This window comes from Corynebacterium pseudokroppenstedtii, from assembly GCF_019754945.1.
GTDB lineage: Bacteria > Actinomycetota > Actinomycetes > Mycobacteriales > Mycobacteriaceae > Corynebacterium > Corynebacterium pseudokroppenstedtii.
In genome coordinates this window covers 603,171-627,533 of the sequence record NZ_JAEUWU010000001.1, presented here as the reverse complement: position 1 = coordinate 627,533, position 24,363 = coordinate 603,171, and the positions used below count along the sequence as shown (strand labels likewise).

Annotated in this window: 19 protein-coding genes and 1 pseudogene; 3 read left to right on the top strand and 17 right to left on the bottom strand. The window is 57.1% G+C overall.

The features are described 5' to 3' along the window. Positions 1-37 precede the first annotated feature (37 nt). The 8 genes from tatC to JMN36_RS02610 form a co-directional block, all read right to left on the bottom strand. Positions 38-1,285, bottom strand: coding sequence for a twin-arginine translocase subunit TatC (gene tatC / locus JMN36_RS02645; RefSeq protein WP_221923796.1), 1,248 nt, complete (start codon positions 1,283-1,285; stop codon positions 38-40). 220 nt (positions 1,286-1,505) lie between these two features. After that, on the bottom strand, positions 1,506-1,781 hold the full coding sequence (gene tatA, locus JMN36_RS02640; protein ID WP_221923795.1) for a Sec-independent protein translocase subunit TatA: 276 nt from the start codon (positions 1,779-1,781) through the stop codon (positions 1,506-1,508). A gap of 84 nt (positions 1,782-1,865) precedes the next feature. Then, a complete protein-coding gene (locus tag JMN36_RS02635) occupies positions 1,866-3,953 on the bottom strand; it encodes a WYL domain-containing transcriptional regulator (RefSeq protein ID WP_204088447.1) in 2,088 nt (695 codons plus the stop codon). A gap of 18 nt (positions 3,954-3,971) precedes the next feature. Then, positions 3,972-5,405 (bottom strand): Pup--protein ligase, encoded by a 1,434-nt coding sequence (gene pafA / locus JMN36_RS02630; RefSeq protein WP_236881916.1) that lies wholly within the window; start codon positions 5,403-5,405, stop codon positions 3,972-3,974. Next, entirely contained in the window at positions 5,402-5,590 is a 189-nt protein-coding gene (locus JMN36_RS02625; RefSeq protein WP_046202329.1) for a ubiquitin-like protein Pup, read from the bottom strand. The genes pafA and JMN36_RS02625 overlap by 4 nt, the downstream gene beginning before the upstream one ends. A gap of 117 nt (positions 5,591-5,707) precedes the next feature. After that, positions 5,708-7,270 (bottom strand): depupylase/deamidase Dop, encoded by a 1,563-nt coding sequence (gene dop / locus JMN36_RS02620; protein WP_204088448.1) that lies wholly within the window; start codon positions 7,268-7,270, stop codon positions 5,708-5,710. Then, positions 7,260-8,978, bottom strand: coding sequence for a proteasome ATPase (gene arc, locus JMN36_RS02615; RefSeq protein ID WP_204088449.1), 1,719 nt, complete (start codon positions 8,976-8,978; stop codon positions 7,260-7,262). Before arc ends, dop begins: the two co-directional genes overlap by 11 nt. 152 nt (positions 8,979-9,130) lie before the next feature. Then, the gene (locus tag JMN36_RS02610; RefSeq protein ID WP_204088450.1) at positions 9,131-9,967 is read right to left on the bottom strand and encodes a tRNA (adenine-N1)-methyltransferase; all 837 of its coding nucleotides are present in this window, start codon (positions 9,965-9,967) and stop codon (positions 9,131-9,133) included. Between the two features lie 114 nt (positions 9,968-10,081). On the opposite strand from JMN36_RS02610, the gene JMN36_RS02605 reads away from it, so the two are divergent. After that, positions 10,082-10,894 (top strand): RecB family exonuclease, encoded by an 813-nt coding sequence (locus JMN36_RS02605; protein ID WP_204088451.1) that lies wholly within the window; start codon positions 10,082-10,084, stop codon positions 10,892-10,894. A gap of 53 nt (positions 10,895-10,947) precedes the next feature. On the opposite strand, the gene hisG is transcribed toward JMN36_RS02605, so the two are convergent. The 6 genes and pseudogenes from hisG to JMN36_RS02575 all read right to left on the bottom strand — a co-directional run bounded on the left by hisG (position 10,948) and on the right by JMN36_RS02575 (position 19,146). Next, a complete protein-coding gene (gene hisG, locus JMN36_RS02600; protein WP_204088452.1) occupies positions 10,948-11,802 on the bottom strand; it encodes an ATP phosphoribosyltransferase in 855 nt (284 codons plus the stop codon). A 90-nt stretch (positions 11,803-11,892) separates the two neighbouring features. Further along, positions 11,893-12,156: a phosphoribosyl-ATP diphosphatase gene (locus JMN36_RS02595; protein WP_204088453.1), complete on the bottom strand. Its 264-nt coding sequence runs from the start codon at positions 12,154-12,156 to the stop codon at positions 11,893-11,895. Positions 12,157-12,197: 41 nt separating this feature from the next. Further along, positions 12,198-12,887, bottom strand: coding sequence for an HAD family hydrolase (locus JMN36_RS02590; RefSeq protein WP_204088454.1), 690 nt, complete (start codon positions 12,885-12,887; stop codon positions 12,198-12,200). Between the two features lie 98 nt (positions 12,888-12,985). Further along, positions 12,986-16,648, bottom strand: coding sequence for a methionine synthase (metH, locus tag JMN36_RS02585; RefSeq protein WP_204088455.1), 3,663 nt, complete (start codon positions 16,646-16,648; stop codon positions 12,986-12,988). Between the two features lie 448 nt (positions 16,649-17,096). After that, positions 17,097-18,284 (bottom strand): annotated as a pseudogene (gene mshC, locus JMN36_RS02580) (cysteine--1-D-myo-inosityl 2-amino-2-deoxy-alpha-D-glucopyranoside ligase); the annotation flags it as partial. Between the two features lie 34 nt (positions 18,285-18,318). Then, positions 18,319-19,146 (bottom strand): undecaprenyl-diphosphate phosphatase, encoded by an 828-nt coding sequence (locus tag JMN36_RS02575; protein WP_204088689.1) that lies wholly within the window; start codon positions 19,144-19,146, stop codon positions 18,319-18,321. Between the two features lie 439 nt (positions 19,147-19,585). Here JMN36_RS02575 and JMN36_RS02570 point away from each other — a divergent pair, with 439 nt between their 5' ends. Continuing rightward, positions 19,586-20,770, top strand: coding sequence for a YncE family protein (locus JMN36_RS02570; RefSeq protein WP_221923794.1), 1,185 nt, complete (start codon positions 19,586-19,588; stop codon positions 20,768-20,770). A 2-nt stretch (positions 20,771-20,772) separates the two neighbouring features. Then, the gene (locus JMN36_RS02565; protein ID WP_204088458.1) at positions 20,773-21,933 is read left to right on the top strand and encodes a quinone-dependent dihydroorotate dehydrogenase; all 1,161 of its coding nucleotides are present in this window, start codon (positions 20,773-20,775) and stop codon (positions 21,931-21,933) included. Positions 21,934-21,940: 7 nt separating this feature from the next. Here the strand turns inward: JMN36_RS02565 and JMN36_RS02560 are convergent, their stop codons facing one another. From JMN36_RS02560 to JMN36_RS02550, 3 genes are all read right to left on the bottom strand, one after another. Further along, entirely contained in the window at positions 21,941-22,543 is a 603-nt protein-coding gene (locus JMN36_RS02560) for a YbhB/YbcL family Raf kinase inhibitor-like protein (RefSeq protein ID WP_204088459.1), read from the bottom strand. A gap of 39 nt (positions 22,544-22,582) precedes the next feature. Next, positions 22,583-23,086: a hypothetical protein gene (locus JMN36_RS02555; RefSeq protein ID WP_221923793.1), complete on the bottom strand. Its 504-nt coding sequence runs from the start codon at positions 23,084-23,086 to the stop codon at positions 22,583-22,585. Between the two features lie 169 nt (positions 23,087-23,255). Then, entirely contained in the window at positions 23,256-24,188 is a 933-nt protein-coding gene (locus JMN36_RS02550; protein ID WP_221923792.1) for a hypothetical protein, read from the bottom strand. Positions 24,189-24,363: the final 175 nt, after the last annotated feature.

The following is a 24,363-nucleotide window of genomic DNA, read 5'->3' as shown; positions in this document are numbered from 1 at the left end:
CTGCGCATCCACGATGTTCGTGTGCACAATGTAGCCGTTAGAGGACGTCGTCGAAACTGCTGGATTGGATTGTGTCATGCCCGGGCTTACCGTCGTTGTCTACAGTGGAATCGTTCCGTGAGCGCGGGCCCCGACGGAGCACTGCTGCTGGTGGAGCGTGGTGTGAGCCTGAGGTCGGAGATGCGTCAGACGGTGCCGGGCTCGGCGTCGGCGTGGGCGGCTCACCGGCCGACGGGGCGCCCGATGGAGCTGTCACGGGCGAAGGCTTTGGTATGGGCCCTGACCCTCCCGCGGGGTGGGCATCTGCCCCGCCGGCAACACCTTTCCGCTGTCCGTCGTAAATTGATTCGGCTGCGGGGATCGACGAAGGAGCAACCTTCAGTGGGGAGGCTTCGTCGTCGCTCAGTCCCTCCCACTCGGACACGTGACGGGCAGCGCGGCGGTCATGGATTCGGGTGAATTGCAGGGCTAGCTCCATCAGGACAACCAGTGTGAGGGCGAGCACCAGCATGGAGATCGGATCCTGTCCTGGTGTGGCGATGGCAGCGAAGATGAAGATCACGACAATCATGATTCGCCGCTTGTCCTTGAGCTGCTCATAATGCACGACCCCAGCAAGGTTAAGCATGGCCGTAAAAAGTGGTACTTCGAAGCTCAAGCCGAATACGAGTATCAGCGCGATAACGAAGTTGAAGTATTTCTCACCGGTCAGTGCGGAAATCTGAGTGCTATCGCCCAAATGAAGCAGAACATCCAAGCCCATGGGAAGGACGAGGTAAGCAGCAACAACGCCCAAGACGAAAAGAAACCCAGCGATGGTTCCGACGGACAAGGTCCAGCGTCGCTCGTTTTTCAACAGTCCCGGGGTGATAAAGCGCCATATTTCGATAAGCCAAATGGGGCACGCCATGACAAGTCCTGCCAATCCGCCCATCTTCATACGAAGCATGAACATTTCGAAAGGACTCGTGGCAAGAAGACGGCACTCGTTATCCGCAGAAAACGTTGCCCGGGCCGACGGGGGTAATGAACAGTACGGCTCTTTGAGAATCTCGCCGAGACTAGGGAGCCGCGGTACGTGGAGGGGTCCGATGGCCCAGGCCGGGATGCCGTGTTCGTACCAGATAAATCCGATGATTGTGGTGACGGCAATGGCTGCGAGAGCCCGCAATAGCCGTGTACGGAGTTCGCGCAAGTGATCGACGATGGACATGGTTCCATCTGGATTCTTCTTGGCTTTGCGAGACACGCGTCCACCCTTGCTTACCGACGTTGATTGAGTCACGAGCACCTTGTCTTCCCGTGGTTCTTAACGCGAGCGTCCGCGCCGGGATGCACGTCGTCATGAGCACGACAGCCAATCTCTTTATGCGGCGAATACACCCGGCATCGGTCACTGCGCGGAAAACAAGGGTCTCTCATGCTCCAGCTATTGGGAACAGCTGTAGAAAACAGCTACAGAGAACATAAACGTGACAGTGTTATGACAATACTGTTGTGTGCCTTTAGGCGGGATGCTTCTTTTCGTCGTTGTACTCCACCGTCACCGTTGGCTGAGGTGTGTCGGTTGACGATGCTGAGGTGATCTCATCCGTCTTGGTCGACGCGGCCGAGGTCTTTTCTGCCTCTGCTCCATCGTTCTTCATTTCTGAGACCTCAGATTTGAAGATACGCATGGAACGACCAACTGAACGCGCAGCGTCAGGAAGTTTCTTCCATCCAAAGAGGACGAGTATGACGACTGCGATGAGAACGAGTTCTGGAAACCCTAGGTTAGCCATGGTGTACACCTTACGACGTGTCGGTGAGTAACGCAGAAGCCACCCCCGCAGCTTTGTTGATGCGCGGGAGCGACTGGACGGTGCCTAACGATACCGGAGTAATCCGTCTTCTGCACGGTCTCTGACGGAATCGCGCAGGTCCGTCGGTTCAAGGGGAATGATCGATCCTCCGTGCCTGAGTATGAAGCTGTGAATCCACTCGGGACGCCCGGGAACGTCGATAATAAGGCCGCCTTTGAATTCAGAAACAGGCCACACATGTTCGTAGTCGACAACCCATCGCGCCTCAGGAGCGACCCACACTCGAGCCCAATGCGGGCTTTCCCGAAAACCGAAGGGGTCAAGCGGATTAAGCCTGGAGCGTAATCGGTCTCGCTGTTTAGCACTCAGTGTCGACGGTTCCCGTTGCTCCAGTGATTGGATTCGGTCGATGCGGAAGTGTCGGATCCTGTCTCCTTGAGCCTGAGCCTGAGCTTCGCCCGTGGACTGGTTGTCCCCCGCGTCTGCGTGGTCGTGCGCGCCAGTCAGGGATAGTCCTCGGAGATAGCTCACTCCATCGACGACCATAATCGAGAGCGGATCGACGAGACGTGGTGTTGCCACCGCATCGCCGAGGGAATCGGCGTACGTGATGGCGATGGTTGTGCGCGTGTTTACAGCGTCGGCAAGGTCGTTGACCAGCGAATTGCCACCGCCTTGTGTCGCGCGGGCAATGGCGTCGGCATGATTGCCGGCCATCGTTCGCAGCTTGTCTTCGGTGCGATGAATGACGTCGGCGTCGGCAATCCCCGGAATAGAGTCAATAGTCTCCAACGCCATGAGGATCGCGCTGGCCTCTTCCATCGTGAGCCCCACCGGCGCGGTCAGGCCTTGATCCGCCCACAACGAAATGTGCCGGGGATCGGCGTCGATGTCGATCAAGTCCCCGCCGGATAATCCAGGAAGGCCACAGAACGTGAGTGTGGTGATATCGTTCTTCAGCTGCGTCGGCGACATCGCCAGGTCATGCGCTGCCTCAAAGAGAGTGACACCGGGGTGCTGCCGAAGATAAGGAACAATCGTGAGGAGACGTAATAGTTCCGTGTGGTGCTGATCCGAAATACTCACCGCAGCTGGCGCGTCGACGGAATGGTCGGTCTCGTCGAGCGCGGGCACAGTCGACGGCAGGGTCCACTTTGCGGAGCTCGTTATCTCCGTGACCAGGGATTTCAATTGGTTCGCGATGGTGACCCGGTAATCCTCAGGCTCCTCGATGACGATCTCCGGCACCTCTGCGAGGGCACACGATCGGAGCTGCCCCGCGTCATCAGTAATGACCCAGCGCGTGTCAGTACGTTTCTCCGCATGAAGGTTGTGCGAGCGCAAGAGCTCAATAATTCGCCCGCTAACATCTGGCGACACGCTGATCACTGCGTGGGTAGATCGACCATCGCCGTCGCGGTGAAGCTGCGACCGGACAAGCTCACTAGGAGCAATAGCGGCCCGTTGATCGGTGTGAGTGGCCGGTGTGTTGGTTTCCTGAATGGAGTTAATTCGAGCGAGTCGGAAGCTACGTGGCTTCTCGCGTTCACGGTCGAAGCACGCGAGGTACCACCGTCCACTCTCAGGCACGAGTGCCCAAGGCTCAACAGTGCGCAGCGAGGGCTCGTCTTCGATCGACGGGTAGTACAGGAAATTAACGACGGTGGACTCCGTGATAGCCCGCAACAACGTGGAAAAATCAGGCCCCGTCAGGTCGGTACTGTCCGGCACTCCATGTATCGGCGCTACCGTCCCCAGTGATCCTGCCGCCGAAAGTTTGACCCAGGCCCGCCGCCCCAGTGCGGCTAGGTCCCCAGACAAGGCGAATTGGCTGGCCAGAGCGATGACTCCCATCTCTTCTTGTGTGAAATGGATGTCGACAGTTTGGGTGAAGTCCATCAAGTAACCGTCATCGGTGGCGTCGATATCGAATCCGAGCTCGCGGAGTTGGGCAATGTCGCGGTTGAGCTTCCTCCTGCGCGACTCCGGCGATCCATCTTCATAACCGCTGACATGCTCAATGAGCCACTTACCGTTGAGAGGCCGGGAGGAATCCTTGAGTGCGAGCACGAGGTTGATGAGCCGCTCGTAGGTGGCTTGGTTGCGTCGGGACGTCGAACTGGTCTGAGAGCGGTCACTCAGTGGAGTCATGGCTAATCGCCTCGTACCTTATTGGTCAACAATCGAACTGATCATGTCATCGACCCGCGAATCGTGCGCGGCAAAGGGGTCGAGGAGCGCAATGTCGTGGGGTTCTGGGCGGTTGATTTTCAGCCGTGTCCAATCGACAGACACATCGGCATCGTTCTCCTGAGCAACACAGAGAAAATCTCCCCGCATTTTCGCTCGTGTGGTCTGCGGCGGTGTATCGGCTGCATCGGTGATAGGTGAATCCGCACCGTCCAGCCACCGTGAGACACGGCCACGCTCTTCAAGAGTCCGGAAAATACCTCTACCAGGCCGAATATCGTGATACGCGTAGTCGATCTGTTGGAGTTTCGGATGGGTAAGGTCCCAGCCGAACTTGTCTTGATATCGGTCAATAATGTTCTTCTTAATCACCCAGTCAATATCTGCTGCGATCGACGAGGTGTCCCCAGAATCAATGGCAGTGAGAACTTTCTTCCACAAGTCGACGACGCGCTGCATGTCGGCATTGGGTGTACCGTGCTGCTCCTCGGAGCGCTCGTCGAGCCACTGCTGAGCTTTGTCAGCAAAGGCCTGTTGGATCTCAAGAGCGCAGCTCATCCGCCCCGACCGGAGCAGAACTTCTGCCCGTCCGGTGAGATTACGGCTGATATCGCGAATAGTTTTTGACGGGTTAGCGATTTCCCACTCGTCGAAAGAGTAGCCAGCTTCGAGCATTTCGAGGACGAGGAGCGCTGAACCGATCTTGAGAGCAGCCGTTGTCTCCGACATGGACGAATCCCCGACGATGACGTGAAGACGTCGGTACATTTCGGAATCGGCGTGAGGTTCATCGCGGGTATTGATGATGGGTCGTGAACGGGTTGTCGCCGACGACACCCCTTCCCACACGTGGTCGGCACGTTGGCTGAGCTGATACACAGGGGTGGTGTCCCCATCGGAAAACCGCGAATGAGGGCGCGCAATGTGCCCGGCGCCGCAGATTAATTGCCGGGTAATGAGGAACGGGAGGAACTCTTGCCCCAGTTTCTTCAGAAGAATCGCCCGGCCCACAAGGTAGTTCTCGTGACACCCGTATGAATTCCCGAGGGAATCTGTGTTGTTCTTCATCAAATGGATCGCGCCCTCAATGTGTTGGTCAGCGAGGGCGTGTTCTGCCTGGTCAGCGAGCCGGTTGAGCGTCACTTCCCCAGCCCGGTCATAGATGAGCAGTTGATTGAGGCTGTCGCACTCCGGGGTGGCGTACTCCGGGTGCGAACCGACGTCGAGATATAAGCGTCCGCCGTTGAGCGTGTAAATGTTGGAACTACGGAAACGGTCGACGATCGGCCGAAAAAGTTGACGCGCGATGTCGTCTGGAGCAACTGCTTGTACTCCGTCATGAGTACAGGTAATCCCGAATTCGGTTTCAATTCCCATGATCCGGCGGGTGAAAACGGCCTTGTCAGCGCTCACTGTCCACCCTTTTGAACGTAGGAACGAACGAATTCTTCTGCGTTCGATTCCAATAAGCCGTCGATTTCGTCAAGAAGATCGTCGGCACCCTGTCCCCTAATCTGTGACTGGCCGGCGGCGTTCTCGGGCTCATCGGCGTTGTCGTCGCCGGGCTTGGAGCCGTGAATCTGCGATGATTTTTCCATGCTTAAAAGCCTTCTTAAGTGTTCTCACTATGTGTGATCCATTATAATCTGACGATCTCAGTGCCCGTTATAACCTTATGGCGAATGAGTGGCCCAAAACTGCCTATGACTCACAGATTATGGACTCGGCAGCGGAGTGACGTCACAAATATCCGACGACGTGAGATAACGCGTCACATCATCGATGTTCTGAGCGCTTTCGGTGATGTCGTAGGTCGTCGTGGCGTTGGCGGCTGTCGGTGAGCTCAGGTCGATTCGTTGTGGGTGGGCTGGCGTGACGATGAGATTATCCCAGTTCGCCGCGATGACCTCACTGGAAAAACGGTCCACCAATCGTCCTCTGAGCCACGCCCGTGTATCGGTGGGCGGCGTGTCGATCGCTGCCGTCACGTCGTCGGGGTCAACGAGTGTTCGAATCTTCCCCCGTCGTATCAGGGCATAATAGAGCCCCTTCTCGGGATCACAATCGCTGTATTGCAAATCAATGAGGGCCAGACGGGGATCATCCCACTCCCCTGTCCCGCGCTGTCGAAAACCATCCAACAGCGCATATTTCGCCGTCCAATCGAGACGATCCGCCGTCGACAAGGGGTCTGACTCCAAGTCATCAAGTATCTCGCCCCAGACCTCTATCACTTTCTTTTCGACGTCGCTCAGGCTGATGGCCCCGCGATCGGCCGCATCCATCACCCGATCCCGGTAGATACGCTGGATGTCGATGGCTGTGCGCTGGGTCTTTCGATCCTCCCCGCGCAGGGTCGCAGTGCAGGTGAGGTCGCGTGAGATGCGATAGACGTCGTCGACCGGTGATTCGAGGGCGAGATCGGAGAAATCAACACCGGCCTCGATGGCGTCGAGAACAAGTGACGTGGTGCCAACCTTGAGGAACTGTGAATACTCGGACAGGTTCGCGTCCCCAATGATGACGTGGAGGCGTTTCCATTCGTCGGCATTGGAGTGCGGCTCGTCGCGGGTATTGATGATGCCCCGGTTCAGCGTGGTCTCAAGCGATACCTTGGTTTCGATGTAGTCAGCACGCTGCGAAATCTGGAAGCCGGCGGTATCCCCCTGCTGCCCGAGGCCGACGCGACCAGACCCGGTCATGATTTGTCGAGTCACGAAGAAAGGGATCAGTCCTTGTTCAATCGTGGCCATATCGGTGTCGCGGCGGTACAGGTAGTTCTCATGGGTTCCGTATGAGGCACCCTTGCCGTCCACATTGTTCTTGTAGGTTTTGAGAGCCCAATGCTCTTGATCTTGACCAATTCCGGCCTGTGTGGCAGCGCGCGCCGCCCGGTGCATAATGATCTCTCCGGCTTTATCCCAGATCACCGCCGACAACGCATCTGTGACCTCGGGGGATGAATACTCCGGGTGCGCGTGATCCACGTAGAACCGTGCGCCATTGCGAAGGATAATATTTGCCGCGCCCATGGCATTGGGTTCCAACACGGGCGCGTGATTCATAGCGTATCGACGAAGATCAAACCCTCGTGCGTCACGAAGAGGCGATTCAGGCTCATAATCCCAGCGCGTCCGCCGAGCACCGAGCCCCAGCGCGTCGGCATACGACATGACAGCAGCCGTCGATGTCAAAATAGGGCTGACTGCGGGGTTCTCGGGACACGAAATCCCGAATTCGGTTTCTGTCCCTATCACTCTGGGTTGGTTATGAAGCATCGGTATGTCCTTTGCCCGAATCGGTATCTTCTGGCTCGGTATCTTCTGGCTCGGTTGTGGTCTTCCGGTTATGGTGCGCCACCGTTACCTCTGTGACACGCTGGCCAGTCCGCCCAGAGATCCGTGCCCATTCGTCGGGATTAGCGGTGTTGGGCAGGTCATCATTTTCGGTGAACTCCTGGTCAACTGCCGTTCTGACATCCTCGAGCGAGACACCATGATTATCAGGCTGCCCCGACGCTAACGCCCGCTTCAGCGCATTCTTCTTTGCACGGTCGACGATATTGGCAATCATCGCGCCAGAGGCGAAGTCACGGTAATAGAGCACCTCGCGGCTACCATCCACGAAAGTGAGCTCAACAAATTCATTATCCGAGTGTTGCGCATACATCCGACTACTGAGCTCATCGATCAGCGCAGCCACAGCAGCATGGCGGTCTCCTGTGTCCTCAACCAGGTCCGGATCCAACGGAAGCGTATCCACCAGATACAGCTCTGCAATTTCGCGAGCCGATTTTTCATCGGGACGCTCAACGCGGATCTTCACATCCAACCGACCCGGCCGAAGAATAGCCGGATCGATCATTTCCTCACGGTTGGAGGCGCCAATAACGATGACATTGCGCAGATCCTCAACCCCGTCGATTTCAGACAGAAGCTGCGGAACAACAGTGTTTTCCAGGTCGGAGGAAATACCCGAGCCACGAGTCCTAAAGATCGCATCCATTTCATCGAAGAACACGATGACCGGCCGCCCGTCCTCAGCGATCGATCGAGCACGGTCGAAAATCTGCCGAATCTGCCGCTCCGTTTCGCCCACAAACTTATTGAGCAGCTCCGGGCCCTTAATGTTCAGGAAGTAACTCTCTCCTCCGCTCCCCATTTTTTCCGCTAACGAATGGGCCACAGCCTTGGCAATTAAGGTTTTGCCACAGCCAGGTGGGCCATAAAGCAAAACGCCTTTCGGCGGCTGGAGATCAAACTTCCGATACAAGTCAGGATGAGTGAAGGGCAGCTCAACAGCGTCATGAATCATCTCAATTTGGTTGTGCAGACCCCCAATGTCCTCATAGGACACCTCGGGGATCTCTTCCAAAATAAGATTTTCGACGTCGGCCTTCGGGATGGATTCGAAGGCGTAGCCCGCCCGATAATCAACCAGCACCTGATCCCCCGCGCCGACGTTCTTCTGCGACCACAATTCGTAGAGCGGTGCGGCAATCTTGAGGACTCGCAAATCGCCCATCGTGTCGGCGACGACGACCCTCGAGCCGCCGGGGAGAAACTCCTTAACCACGGCGATATCGCCGAAATCACTGAAACCACAATGCTCGACGACTTCCTGCCCCTCCCCCAACCGAACAAGCGCGCCGGGCGTTAATTGTGAGGTATCCACCCCGGGAGCAACCACTAAACGCATTCGTCGATTAGATGTAAATACTTCGGCGGAATGACCACCGGGATTGAGTTCGAGGAGGGTGCCGTACGTACTCGGCGGGTCGGATAAGGCCCTAATTTGTTCATTAAGAGCGTCTAATTTGTCGCGTGATGCCTTCAGCATCTCGACGAGTTTGGCGTTGCGTGTCCCTAAGGTCCGATTGGCTAATTGTAATTCTTTCAGCGACGGGGTCGCGTCGTTATTGTTGCTCTTTCGCGCGGTGCTCGATGCCGTGTTGTGGGATGAGGTTTGTTGTGAAGCTCTCGTCATAACTCCCAGTCTACAAAGACGATCAAGCTCCATACTGGTGTCGGTTCTAACCTCTTTGAGGGCGAATGCTAAGCCCAGGCTCACCTGGATTTATGACCTCGTCATCCACCCTCATCGCGTGCTATTCCCTGAGGCAGGTACCTCTGAGATAACTACTTTTGGGGGCGACGCTTGGGCTTGGGAGGAACAGTGCCATCAGCCAGACGACGCGCCCATACCAAGAATGCCGTGTGCGCATTCATCCGATGCTCGGGACGGGTCGCCAGCCCATCGACCTTCCATTCGCGAACCAACGATTCCCACGCTCGAGGCTCCGTAAAACATCCGCGGGCCCGAATTCCCTCCATGACCTTCATCAATTGGGGCACCGTCGCTACATAAGCCATCAACACCCCACCAGGCAGGAGCAGATTCTGGCACGTTTCCAAACATTCCCACGGCTCCAACATGTCTAGAATGATCCGATCGACGGGGCCATCGAGGTCATCGACGGTCACGTCGCGAAGATCGCCGAGCCGAGGCTGCCAATTATCCGGCGCCGACCCCATGAATTCGGAGACATTCGACAACGCGTACTTCAGGTGATCGTCGCGAATTTCATAGGAGAACACCTTCCCGTGCTCCCCGACAGCGCGAAGAAGGGACAAGGTGAGCGCTCCCGAACCAGCACCTGCTTCAAGGACTCTGGCACCGGGGAAGATGTCCCCCTCAATCACTATTTGAGCAGCGTCTTTGGGATAAATAACTTGTGCTCCACGAGGCATGGACAGAACATAGTCCACCATCAGGTGCCGGAAACATAGATATTGGCCACCTTCGGTAGAAACAACCACCGTTCCTTCGTCCTTACCGATGATGTCGTCGTGAGCAATGGCCCCCATGTGCGTGAAGAATTTCTCCCCCTCCGCCAGCTCAATGGTGAAATGACGACGCTTCGCGTCGGTAAGTTGAACGCGATCTCCGGGGCGAAAGACACCCGTATAAGCCATTGAGCAAGCTCCTTCACGAAGAGAAATGACGGTTGTGTTAGCAGTCTCACGGTAGTTCACGGATAGTCTACGGGGTGCATAGGTGATGACGGTGATGCGCTAGGGTCATGGATCATGAGAGCTCGACGTCGTATGGCTTTATCCCCTTCCCGGGCAGGAGATTACCGGCAGTGCCCTCTGCTGTACCGGTATCGTGCCATTGATCGGCTCCCTGAGCCGAAGACGATTGCGCAGGTCAAGGGGACTTTAGTGCACGCCGTACTAGAGAATATGTACGGCCAACCACGTCCAGAGCGCACGTACCCCAAAGCCACCAAAATGCTCAAACCACAGTGGGCAGAGATGGTTGATAAGGATCAGGACCTACGAGAGCTTGTGCCCGATGACAAGCTCCTTCCCTTCTTAGTGGAATGCCGGTCCCTCTTGAAGGGGTATTTCGCCATGGAAAACCCCGAAAACTTCGACGCTGACGAGTGCGAAATGTTGGTCGACACCACGCTTCCTAATGGCGTTCCCGTGCGAGGGTTCATTGATCGTGTCGACGTCGCTCCGACGGGAGAAATTCGCGTGGTCGATTACAAAACTGGCAAGAAACCCATACCGCGTTTTAGTCAGCAGGCCGTATTTCAGATGCGGTTTTACGCGCTCGTGTACTGGCGTTTGTTCAATGTCATCCCGACGCAACTGCGCCTCATGTACCTCAAGGTGATGGATTCTATGTACCTGGCCCCCTCCCAGGTCGAGCTGGAGTACTTTGAACAAGACGTTGGCGACCTGTGGTCGAAAATTACCCGCGATGGCAAGACTGGCCGGTTTCTGCCTAAAGAATCCAAACTGTGCGATTGGTGCTCTTTTCAGTCTCTCTGTCCCGCTAAAGGTGGAACGGAACTGCCCTATCCGGGTTGGCCTGACGACGCGCGGAGCTAGCGCCACGCGCTGTGCACATGTCCGCCCGATCACTGAGCCACATATGGGCGTTTCTACCGAGTAAGGCGGGCAATACGAATATCCGTTGCCAAAATTGCTTCAGCGCCCAATGCAGATAACCGGTCCATAAGCTGGTTAGCGTCCTTGCGCGGAGCCATCGCGCGGACAGCGACCCAGTCGTCGTCGGCAAGTGGTGAAACCGTGGGCGCAGATAAGCCAGGTGTGAGCTTGGTAGCCTCAGCCAGAAGTGACTTCGGGCAGTTGTAATCAATCATGAGGTAATTCTTCGCGTGCAGAATGCCCTCAATCCGTCGCAACAGGATCTGGTGTTCATCGGTGACCGGCTGATTGTGCCGGCCAACAATGATCGCTTCGGACGTACAAATCACGTCCCCGAACGGCGACAACCCCTGTTGACGCAACGTCCGTCCCGTAGAGACAACATCGGCGATGATGTCAGCTACCCCGAGGCGAATAGAAATTTCGACTGCCCCATCCAACCGGATAACGTCGGCCTGGATGCCCCGCTTCGCAAGGTCAGCACTGACGAGATGCGGATAGCTCGTCGCGATGCGCTTTCCTTCGATCTTGTTAAGATTCCACTCCTCATTGTCGGGAGCCGCGTAGCGGAAGGTCGACGCACCGAAGCCAAGGGCAAGGAGTTCATCCACTCCATTCGCAGCAGAATCCGCAGCTAAGTCACGGCCGGTTATTCCCAAGTCAAGGTGGCCTTTAGCGACGTAGATGGCGATATCTTTGGGGCGGAGGAAGAAAAACTCCACGTCATTTTGTTCGTCCCATGACGTGAGGTCTTTGGAATCTCGGCGCATCCGGTAGCCCGCCTCCTCCAAAATGTGGGTAGCAGTCTGAGACAGAGAACCCTTGTTGGGAACGGCGACGCGAAGCATGGAATAAAACTCCTGAAGGAAAGAAAGAGAAAGTGGACAAGGGGGCGAAGCGGAGTCGCTGTGGTTGCTGAATAGCTATAGGTCGGAGGACTACAGATACCGGTAAATATCGTCCAAGGACAGACCACGTTTAACAGCGACAACCTGTAGCCAGTAGAGCAATTGGCTGATTTCCTCAGACAGTTCGTCGTCTGACTGATATTCAGCGGCTAACCACACTTCGCCGGCTTCCTCGACAACTTTCTTTCCAAGGAAGTGGAGGCCCTTGTCCAGGGCTTCAACAGTTCCTGAGTCTTTGGGGCGCTGTTGTGCGCGGTCGGTGATTTCAGCGAAAAGCTCATCAAAATTCTTCACAGTCGTCATTCTTTCATATGCTCGTCGTGGCGTACGCACATCTAGAGTTCGTTCCACAGCTCTTGGAAATCGTCAATCCTCCACGGATGCCCATCGCGGGGAGCAAAGCTGGTCACTCCGCGTAGTTCATGGAGGGTTTTAATTCCCTCAGGCAGCTCTAAGCCTGGCTCCACCGGAACACCGAGGACACGACATCCTGCCGCACGAGCTGCAGACATTCCTGTGGGTGAGTCTTCTATCACGAGGACGTCGTCGGGATTGACGTCCATCAAGTCGCATGCTCGCGCGTATCCGTCGGGATAGGGCTTTCCGCGAGGAACTTCGTCCCCGGCTACCGACGTCGCAAAAAACTCGTCGCCGATAACGGGTAAACAGTGGTCGACCAATGCGCGGGCCGTGTTGGTGACTAGTGCCTGGGGGATACCTGCGTCGTGAATATCGTGCAAGAGCGCGGGAAAACCAGGCCGAAAGTCGAACCCTTCGGAAAGAATCTCGCCCATTCGCGCGAAAAACCACGTTTTCCAGGTGTCAATGAGCTCCGGGTTCGGAGTCTGCCCAGCGAATTCCAGGCATGTTGAAATGGTGTGTTCCGCAGTTCCGCCGACGGTGACCGCTCGTTGTTCGGGTGTGAGGTCTACGCCCATCAACGTGGCCATCTCATAGGTGGCTATCCCCCACCGCGGTTCAGTATCGACAAGGGTTCCATCCATGTCCCAAGCAATCGCACGCATGCAACACAGTGTACGGAGTGGCACTGCACCACAGTGCGAGGAGTTCACGCAGTGGCGCGTCGTGTGGCTTTCACGACGGTCACAGTCGCGGCAACGAATTAGACGTTAAAGTACTTTGCCTCCGGGTGGTAGAGCACGAATGCGTCGGTTGACTGCTCAGGGTGCAATTGCAGTTCCTCAGACAACTCGACGCCAATCCGTTCGGGGCGCAAAAGGTCCACCAACGCCCGGCGCGATTCGAGGTCGGGGCATGATCCGTAGCCGAAGGAGTAGCGTGCTCCTCGGTATTTGAGGTCGAAGAATGCCCGGTCTTCGGTGCCGTCGTCGTCGCCGGCATGGGTGCCGTCGGCGAGGGCGAGTTCGGCTCGGACGCGGGAGTGCCAGTATTCGGCGAGGGCTTCGGTGAGTTGGACGCCGATGCCGTGGAGTTCGAGGTATTCGCGGTAGTGGTTGTCTTTGAAGAGGACGTTGGCTTTGTCCGCGATGGGTTGCCCCATGGTGACGAGCTGAAGTGGGAAGACGTCGGTGCGCCCTGTGCGTTGGGCCTCTTCGCGTGAGCGGATGAAGTCTGCGATGCAGAGGAACCGTCCTCGTTGTTGGCGTGGGAACTCGAATGATGTTACGGGTTGTGCCGCGGGATCTGGTTCTTCTGCCTCGTTGGGCACGGGCAGGATGTGGACGGTGTTGCCTTCTGAGACGGCCGGGAAGTAGCCGTAGACGACGGCTGAGTGGTTGAGGATTCCCTCTGCTTTGAGGTCGTTGATCCATGCTCTGAGCCGTGGGCGTCCTTCGGTTTCGACGAGTTCGTCGTAGGAGGGGCCGTCGCCGCCGCGTGTTCCGCGTAGTCCCCATTGGCCCATGAAGAGGGCGCGTTCGTCGAGGCAGGTGAGATAGTCTCTGACGGGGAGGCCTTTGACTATTCGTGTGCCCCAGAATGGTGGAATTGCGATGGGGGTATCGGTGGCGACGTCGGAGCGATCAGGGATGACCGCCGGGGCGCTTTCTGCTTTCCGCTTTGCCGCGATTTTCCGTGAACGTTCGTGCCTGGCTTTCCGTTCTTCTTTCTTCTTTTGTGCGCGGGTGGCGGCGGCGATTTGTTCCTCGGTGAGTTCGCGCTGTGAGCCGCGCTTCATGGACATGATCTGATCCATCAAGTTGAGTCCTTCGAAGGCGTCGCGCGCATAGTGGACATCGCCCTGGTAGAGCTCATCGAGGTCATTTTCGACGTAGGTGCGCGTCAGTGCTGCTCCGCCGAGGAGAACGGGGTAGTTGGCTGCTCCGGCGGAGTTCATTTCGAGGAGGTTGTCTTTCATGACGACCGTCGATTTCACCAGGAGTCCGGACATGCCGATGACGTCAGCCTGGTGTTCCGATGCGGCGTGGAGAATGTTGGAAATGGGTTGCTTGATGCCCAAGTTAACCACGTCGTAGCCGTTATTGGACAAGATAATGTCCACGAGGTTTTTCCCGATATCGTGGACGTCGCCTTTGACCGTGGCCAGGATGATCTTTCCCTTGGACGCGGAGTCGTCGGTGGCCTCCATGAACTGTTCCAGGTGGGATACGGCGGCTTTCATCGTTTCAGCTGACTGCAGCACGAAGGGAAGCTGCATCTGCCCTGAACCGAAGAGGTCTCCGACGACTTTCATCCCTGCGAGGAGGTCTTGGTTAATGATCTCGAGGGGGTCTTTCTCATCGCGGGCGAGGTCGAGATCAGCTTCAAGTCCGTTCTTTTCGCCATCAATGATGCGCTGCGCCAGCCGCTTAAAGAGCGGGAGCGCCTGCAGGGCTTCTGCCCGTGCGTCCTTGGCGTCGGCGGCGGACACGCCTTCGAATAACTCCATGAAGGTTTGCAGCGGATCGTAATCCTCGTCGGCTGTTCCGCCTCGTCCTTCCGTTCCGCGGCGGTCATAGACCATGTCCAGGGCGACATCGCGTTGATCGTCGTCGATGCGGTTCATCGGCACGATCTTGCTGGAGTGAGCAATGGCCGTATCCAGTCCGGCCTCGATACATTCATTCAGAAAGACCGAATTCAAGACTTGGCGTGCTGCCGGATTGAGACCGAACGAAATATTTGACAGGCCCAGAGTGGTGTGGATGTCTGGATGACGCGAGGTAATTTCCCGAATGGCGTTGATCGTCTCGATGCCATCGCGCCGGGTTTCTACTTGACCAGTCGAAATCGGGAAAGTAAGGCAATCGACAATGATGTCGCTTTCGCGAAGCCCCCAGCGCGTGGTGATGTCCGCAATGAGGCGTTCAGCGATCTCGACTTTCTTCTCCGCTGTCCGCGCCTGCCCTTCTTCATCAATCGTAAGGGCCACGACCGCCGCACCATGCTTCTTGACCAGCGTCATAATCCGGTCATAGCGTGACCCTGGGGCGTCACCGTCCTCAAAATTCACCGAGTTAACCGCGCACCGGCCACCCAGGTGCTCAAGCCCCACACGGATGACATCGGGCTCCGTCGAGTCCAACATGATCGGCAGCGTCGAGTTCGTCGCCAAACGGCTTGCAAGCTCGGCCATGTCTTGGGTGCCGTCACGGCCTACATAGTCGACGCACAGGTCGATCATGTGGGCACCGTCGCGAGTCTGGGCCTTAGCGATATCCAGGCACTTATTCCAGTCGCCCTCGAGCATCGCTGTGCGAAAAGCCTTTGACCCGTTGGAGTTCGTCCGCTCCCCAATCATGGTGATCCCCGTGTCCTGAGTCAGCGGCACGGCTGAATAGAGGGATGAAACATTATCGTCGAAATCGTGGTGGCGCGCCGGGCGTGTGACGGCAGGAGACTCCGAGGCGTCCTGTTGTGAGGATGGCGAACCGATCACGGCGTCGCGAACGGCGGTAATGTGCTCCGGGGTTGTCCCACAGCAGCCACCAACCATGGAGAGTCCATAATCACGCACGAAGTGGACACTGGCCGCGGCAAGTTCGTCGGGAGTCAAGGGGTAGACAGCCCCGTTGGCTCCGAGCTCGGGCAGGCCAGCGTTCGGCATGACTGATACCGGCATGGGGGCATGTGCGGATAAGTACCGCAGGTGTTCATTCATCTCGTCGGGGCCGGTTGCACAGTTCATCCCGATGACATCAATGCCCAGGCGTTCCAGGGCGGTGAGGGCTGCGCCGATTTCTGACCCCAGCAGCATTGTGCCGGTGGTTTCTACCGTCACGTGGCACATGATCGGTAAGGTTGTCCCGCAATCGTCGAAAGCCTGCTGGACGCCGTGTACCGCGGCTTTGACTTGCAACAGGTCTTGCGCGGTCTCGATCAGGATGGCGTCTGCCCCACCGCGGACTAATCCGCGGGCTGCTTCCGTGTATGCATCGCGAAGATCTGTGAACGGAGCATGGCCGAGAGTCGGGAGCTTTGTTCCTGGCCCTAATGATCCAAGAACGAAGCGTCTCATGCCTTCTCGGCCAGGCCCCATGTCATCAGCAACCGACCGAGCGATCTGGGCGCCTGCGTAGGCAATCTCCTCAATGCGATCTTCGATACCGTAATCGGCAAAGTTAGGGAGGTTGCAGCCGAAGGTATTTGTTTCGACGGCATCGGCCCCCGCCTCAAAGTATCGGCGGTGAATGTCGGCCAAGATATCGGGGCGGGTGATGTTGAGAATTTCATTGCAACCCTCGAGCCCGTGGAAATCTGCATCCAAGTCAAGGTCAATGGCTTGAAGTTGCGTCCCCATGGCTCCGTCACCGATCAGCACCCGGTCATGGAGGGCCTGGAGAAACTCGGATTTCGTAGGATTCAAAGGTTGACGCTCATCATTCACAAATAGACAGCTTAGTCTATTGTTGGGGTGCTCGACCAAATCTGTCGGTGACCTACAGTTTTAGCCCCAGTAGAGCATCAACACACCCTGCAACGAGTGCTGCAGCGGGCGAGAGATGAGAATACAGGGCCGAAGGGTTCTCTCCGCGCTGATGGGTGGCGGGCAACAGGTCTACCGTAAGCTCCCCTGAGGCATGCGAGTGGGCCCCGCACCGCTGGGTACCCGCCGTTGCAGACGCAAGCTCCACAGACTTGGCGTCCGCTTCGCTATCTTTCCCGTCGTCGAGAATCGTGATCTTCCCTTGAGCAACACTGAGCTTGTCATCCGTCGCTGGCGCTGCGCAGGGAACGGGGACAGAGAGGGACTCATGGGCGTTCTTCCCGTCAACACCAGGCAGATCCCAAATCTTCTCCTTGTCGACGATCCCGCCCGCCCATTCGTCGATGAGATCGACAGCAGCTGGCGTGTCCAGATCAGTGGCGAGGGCCTGGCGTACGTCGTCGACTAATCGACGAGCTCGCGCTTCAGAATCAGCATCGTTATGAGTATGAACTGTTTCGACGGCTGTGCGCCACAGAGCCAAACGTCGTGAAGCGGCAGCCAAAAGAGCATCCGACCAGTTGCGCTGATCACGATAATGCCCTGCGTAGAGGGCTAAACGGATGGACGATGGGTCAGTTCCGGCATTACACAACCGGGATACAAACACAAGGTTGCCCAACGACTTGCTCATCTTGACGCCGCCCAGAGCGATAAGCCCGGTGTGCATGTAATGGTCAGCCATGCGCTCCACGCCGCATGCCGCTTCCACGTGGGCGGCAGAGTATTCGTGGTGGGGGAAAATGAGGTCCTCTCCCCCGCCTTGGACATCAAAATGGCTGCCCAAATACCGCGCTGCAATAGCGGCGCACTCGATGTGCCACCCGGGCCGTCCGCGTCCAAAGGGTGAATCCCATGCTGGTTCACCGGGTCGCTCTGCGCGCCAGAGCAGGGAATCTAACGGATCTCGCTTGCCAGGACGGTCTGGATCGCCACCTCTCTCCGCGAAGAACTGCTCCATCGTGGCTTCGTCGTACCGCGACTCGTAACCGAATTGCGGGGTCGCTGTTCGATCGGCATAGACATCCGGATATGTGGGATCATCCACAACATAGGCTGACCCGTTGTCGAGCAACGTGCTCACCATGTCGATGACATCGGGAATGGCCTCAACTGCACCGACATATGACGTGGGTGGGATCACCCCAAGGTTCGCCATATCCTGGCGGAACAGATCGGTTTGCTCCTCCCCCAGCTCCTGCCAATCCACTCCGTCGCGTTGGGCTCGCTCGAACAGCGGATCGTCCACGTCAGTGACATTCTGCACGAAGTTCACGCGGTGACCATTCGCCAATAACTGCCTATTCAAAACATCAAAGGTGACGTAGGTGGCAGCATGACCCAAGTGCGTCGAATCATAAGGGGTTATTCCGCAGACATACACCGTCGCCTCGTCGGACGGTGTGAGAGGGGTGACTTCACGGGACGCCGTATCCCACATGTGGAGAGGAACCGGTTGGTCCTCCCCGACGACGGAACGGAAATCAGCAACAAGGGGTTTTTGCCACGACTGCATGAGCCTTAGTCTACGGCCCTCCTGGCGATATGGCTTAGGCGGCTGCCATCACGCCCGTAGCCAGGAGAATCATCACGATAATCCCCACCGGGATGCGGTATGCAGCAAACCAGGCAAATGAATTATTGGCGACGAACTTGAGCAACCACGCAATAGAGACGTAGCCCAGAGCAAACGCGATTAACGTGCCCACCAACAGCTGCGGGCCGGAAGCGATTTGCCCGTCGGTCGGATGAAAGGCATCAGGCAGGGAGAAAAGCCCGGAAGCCAGGACAGCAGGGATAGCTAGCAAGAATGAAAAACGTGTCGCGGCCTCGCGGTCTTGATTAAGGAAGAGCCCCGCGGACACGGTGCCACCCGAACGAGAGACGCCGGGAATGAGCGCAAGGCACTGAGCGAACCCCATGATGACGGCGTCACGCATGGTCAAGTCTTTCTCTGTCCGTGTGTGACGTCCCACCCGTTCGGCCCAAATGAATACGAACGAGAACAGGATGAGAACCGCGGCAGTCACCCACAAGTTGCGGAAATTGTCTCGGATGAAATCTTTGAGGACGTATCCAAGAATTCCCACGGGAATGGTGCCCACAATCACCATCCACCCCATGCGGTAGTCGGCCCCGCGCTTGGTTTTATCCATCAGACCAGCGAACCATCCAGTGATGATGCGCCAAATGTCCTTGGCAAAAAACACCAATACTGCCGCTTCTGTCCCCAACTGAACGACAGCGGTGAATGAGGCACCCGCATCTTGGTTCCACAGAAGTTGGGACACGATCCGGAGGTGGCCCGACGATGACACAGGCAAGAACTCTGTGAGGCCCTGGATGATCGACAGGATGATCGTTTGTATCCAACTCATGTGAGTTTCGGTGCCGGCGGCCGCAAGATCACTGGCCACGTGGGCATGGCTAGCAGCGTGGGCGGATGCGCCCGTCTGGCTCAGCCACGAGGCTGGCGACTGCGCTAATGAGGATGCGGTTTCGTGGATCCTTCCCGTCGCTGATCCAAGAAAACCGTGAGCCTGATGGAGTTGATGGACGTGCGTGAACGCGTCGTGAACTACCCCTGAGATAGAGGTGAGTGCCGAATTGGCCATAGAAACTACCTGTCGTGTAGCCCGGACCAGGAGCCCGGAAATGGATAGAGACACGGCAAGTAGGCTAGCAACTTTATGGCCTCACCGTTATCTTCCAGCGTATGGGTCATTCGTGGAGACAAGAAAGCGCGTGAGAATCACTGCCCATCCCCGGCAGTCGCCTCGGTGTCTTAGCTCCGTGACCTGTAGTAGCGTTACGAGAGTGATTTCCGACGGTACTCCTGGTCAATCGATTCGTACTGGTACATTGCTGACGCAGCGCAAACAACGACGCCTCGGAGCGCGAGTGTTAAGCGTCGCGTGTTGTAGTGGGCTGGCCGTCACGATGCTGGCGGGTTGCTCACGCAGCGATGATCAAGAAGCACTGTCGAAGGCAGAAGACGTTTCTCCGACGTCGGTACCTGCCGCGGAACTCCCGTCGGGAGATACTCGCGATGTCGATCTTCCCGGTGACGGTATTTCCGATGTGGTGGTAAGCGGTCAATCCGACTCGCCAGTCATTGCCGGGCTGTCCGGTGGAAAAATGGTGATTGGGACGTCCTCGGATTGGACGAACGGCAAGCCTAAGTCGGTGGATCTTGGCAAGGATTGTAAAGATCTGTCTCGCGCTGCGGGCGGCGGTTTTTCTGTCGCATGCGAGAACCATGTGCTCGTTTTCGATGGACAAGGCAAGAAGGTTCACGATCTCGAGGTCGACGGCACCGCGACGACCGCAGCTGTGACCAACGATGTTGCCAGTGTGACTTTCGCCGGTGAGAAGAAAATCAAGTACTTCCCTCTGGACGGTTCCGATAAGGATGGGGAGTCAACTGTTTCGATCGGCGAAGGAGCGATCCAATCACTGATTGTGGATCCTGATCCTAAATCTGGGTCAGATAAAGAGATGTCAGCGGTGTTCGACAAGAAGCAGTCGAGTTTAACGGGTGTCTATCCCGGCGAGAACAAGGAAGGATCGTCGCTGCGGATCGGCCAAGGTGCTGGGAAAATTGCCGGTGGGCAGGATGGCGTCGTCGTAGCGTCGTCAACCAAGTTGAACTCGATTGAAATTTTCACGGCCGACGATATTTTGAGGAAACACCAAACAATCCATACTGATTCTGTCCCGTGGGGTGTGGCGTGGGATGCCAACACGCGCACGGTATGGGTGACGTCGACGGGTAAGAACACTGTCATTGGGTATGACATCTCGTCGGGTGTCCCGGTCAAAGTGGCGACGATGCACACGATTCCCGATGCTCAGTCGGTTGTTGTTGATGGCGATGGGGGCTTGTTGATTGCGTCGCCGCAGTCCTCGACCGTGCAACACATATCGAAGGATCAGGTGAGCGAGGCACGACATGAGGAGGCCTCGAGTGAGCCGAGTTATCCCGTGAAGAAGGAAGCATAATTATGCCGTTGACCAGCACTGATAATATTGATGACGATCTTGAGGATTGCCGAAAATCACACCCCGTACGGAGCGCTATCTACTCTTGGTCGTTGCGGCAAATGTTCCGCTTGGACCCTGAGACTATTCATTCATTAATGACGAAGGCCTTGGGCATTTTTCAGCGCATGCCGATAGCTAATCGGGCTCTTGAACGATGGTGGGCTGTGCATGACACAGCGCTGGAACAGACTGTTTTTGGTGTGAACTTCCCTCGGCCCTTGGGCTTGGCTGCCGGGTTTGATAAGAGCGCAACGTCCCCGGATGTGTGGGCTCCTTTGGGGTTTGGATTCGCAGAGCTGGGTACTGTGACGGCGGAAGGGCAGCCTGGTAATCCCTCCCCCAGGCTTTTTCGGTTGCGACGTGACCATGCGATTTTGAATCGGATGGGCTTTAACAATGAGGGTGCCGTGTTGTGTGCGCGGCGGATTGCTCGCCGCCGAAGCCGTGATGTGATTGCGGTCAATATCGGGAAGACGAAGAAAACTCCGATTGATGAGGCTGCGGAGGATTATCGCTTGTCGGCTCGTTTGCTGGGGCATCACGTCGATTTCGTGGTGGTGAACGTGTCGAGCCCGAATACTCCAGGGCTGCGAGATTTGCAGGCTGTGGATTCGTTGGAGCCAATTGTGGACGCGGTTCTTGAAGAGGTTGACGGCACACCCGTGTTGGTGAAAATCGCCCCTGACCTGTGTGATGATGACATTCTCGCGGTCGCGGATTTGACCCAGGAGAAGGGGCTGGCCGGGATTGTGGCGACAAACACAACTATTTCACGTGAGAGTTTAACGACGCCGTCCTCTGAGGTTGAGGCGATGGGCCCTGGTGGTGTGTCGGGTCGCCCGGTGGCGGACCGTTCCCTGGAGGTTCTGCGTTTGTTACGCAAACATGTGGGCGAGTCGTTGACTCTTGTCTCTGTCGGCGGAATTGAGACCCCGCAGCAGGCATGGGAGCGTATCGGTGCCGGCGCGAGTTTGCTCGAGGGGTACACTGCGCTGATTTATGGTGGCCCCGATTGGATTCGCGATATCCATCGTGGTTTGGCACAGCAGGTTCGACGCCATGGGTTGGGCTCGATTGCTGATGCTGTCGGCCGGGAGCTCCCCTGGATCCCGGCCTCGTAGCGGCTTCTTAGTTTTCTGCCCAGCCCCAAATTATTGAGCGTGCGAGGGTGTGGAAGTTGAGGTTGAACCCGAGGATTGTGGGTGTTGAGTCCTCGGGGATGTCGAGCTTGTCGACGTCGACGGCGTGGACGGCATAGAGGTAGCGGTGTGGACCGTGCCCTTCTGGAGGCATTGCGCCGTAGTACCCGCGTTTCCCTGAGTCTCCCTTGAGTGTTTGGGCGCCTTCCGGGAGGGATGGTGTGTCTTCGGATCCGGCGTTCTTGGGAAGCTCTGTGAGATCTGCTGGGAGATTGAATACTGCCCAGTGCCAGTACCCGGAGACCGTGGGGGCGTCGGGGTCATAGACGGTAACTGCCAGTGATTTTGTTCCTTCGGGGAGATCGGACCACGACAGTTGGGGTGAAACGCCGTCGGGTCCTTGTAAGTCAGCTGGTAGCTCATCGCCGGACGAGAAGTCGGCACTGCTCAGCGGAAATGTCGGCACGTCCGGTAGGTATGCGTATGGGTCCGCGGCTTTGAATCGCGGGTCAACGTAGCTTGGCGTGCTGGTCGCTGTGGTGCCAGAGGTGGGTTCTTGCGTGTTGTCGGTTGCCTGTTGTGAATCGCTCATGACACCAGTATGCCCGGATATCTGTTCCGGTGCAGTGGTTCACCTGTTTTCCCGCAGTTGCGCGCCGATGACGTGTGGTGTGGTGAGACCAATATCTCCCCGGAGTTGCCGCAGGTTGTATTCGGCCTCGAATTCGCTGGTGATGGGCTTGTATTTCCCTTCCGGTTCTTGTTTTTGGTTTTTAGAGGAGTTGCCGTAGCCGCCCATGGGTGCGATGCCCGTCCTGCCCATCGCCGGGCGTGAACCGTCGTGACCGGTGGGATGTGAGGAGTTACTTCGTCCCGGTGAATGTTCGTTATGGCCGTAATTTCGATCGTTGTATGGGTTTCCACGGTCCGTCGTGTCACTGTGTAAAAACTTATTGCGGTCGTTGCCGTGGGATGGGCCGTGGTCGTGAGGACCGGGGTGCACTATGACGCTGCGCGGCCGAGGTTCGTTGGAAGGACTCGAAAGGCGTCCACCGGGATGAGATGTTGTTGTGCCCGGCTTGTAGTAGTCGCCGGCGTTCCTCCGGTTCCACGGATCTTGGGACCTGGGCATCATTGTGGGATTGTTGCGGCCACTGTTATACGAGGTCCGTGGGGTGTGAGGTGCGGTGGCACGTGGCGACTGATTGACCGCGTTAGTGGTCGGCGGCCCATACGGCGTTGGTGTGTGGGTATGTCCGGATACTCCGGGATTGGTGTGCGAAAGGGGTAAACCGTTCGTTTTCCTAGGCGGTCGGAATTGTGAAGGGACCGCTGCGGGGATGGTATTTGCCGAGTTCGGTGGTGTGGTGGGGCTGCCAACTACCCCTCCGCCCGCTGGTCCTCCGCCTGTGCTGGTCGTTGTTCCTCCGACCGTTGTTCCCGGTCGTCCCGACGGCTGGTGTCCCGTGTGCGGCGCTCATGACGCTAGTAGGGGCAACTTCGGCTGCACTGGTGTGTATGGGTGTTGGTGCATGTGCAGTGAGGTGTCCTCCTCCCTGGCCGACGTTGGGTCGTTCGGCGAGATTGCGTAGTGGTGGTACCGCCGCGGTGAGCATGGCCTGATAAGGGCCGGTCATGAACTCTCGAGTGGCTGCCCGTGCTGCTTCCCCGGCTGCGCGAACCCCAGCAGGGTTGGTGGCTGCGGTGACAGCTGCAGTGCGTTCGGCTTCGATGGCAGCGATCTGGGCGCGGGCAGCCTGCCGAATATGAGGCAGTTGGGAGACTGACGCGTGCATGGCGGTGGCGTTATCGGCGAAGGATTGGGCCGTGGCCATCACCTGGGTGCAACACGAGGCTGCTGCATCAACGGCTTCTCCTGTGTTTTCTTCCAATTGGGTGCGGGCTCGTGCGAGGGCGTCGACAGTCTTGTTTAAAGAACTGGACAGGCTGCGCCAATAGTCGGCAAGAGCATAAATGTCGCTATCGTTCCCGGCATCGAGCATGGCCACGATAGCTGCCGGGTCATCGGTGCCACCGTGAGTGGGGTCAGTGAAATCAAAGGGGCTAAATGCTCCATCTGGACGTGTCGGGAAGGTGAATTCTGTGTCCTGTAGCGACTTCAGCCCGCATAGTATGGCTGCTGAGGCATCGTCTTGGCCGACGAAAGCACCTCGCATCGCCCTCGTGCCCTCAGCCAACCAGCGGATGAGATGCCGGAGCTGCCGCAAAGTCTGCATCGCGCTGCCGGTTTCACCGTCAATTACCTGACAATGTTGCTCCCCCAACATTCGCAACCCAGGCTCACCAGTGTAATCCCCAGATAATTTTCTAGAATATGAGATGTACTTTCTATCAGATATATCCTTTCCAGTCTCTAGGAATTCTAGAGCCCTATCGAGGGAACAGGTATCA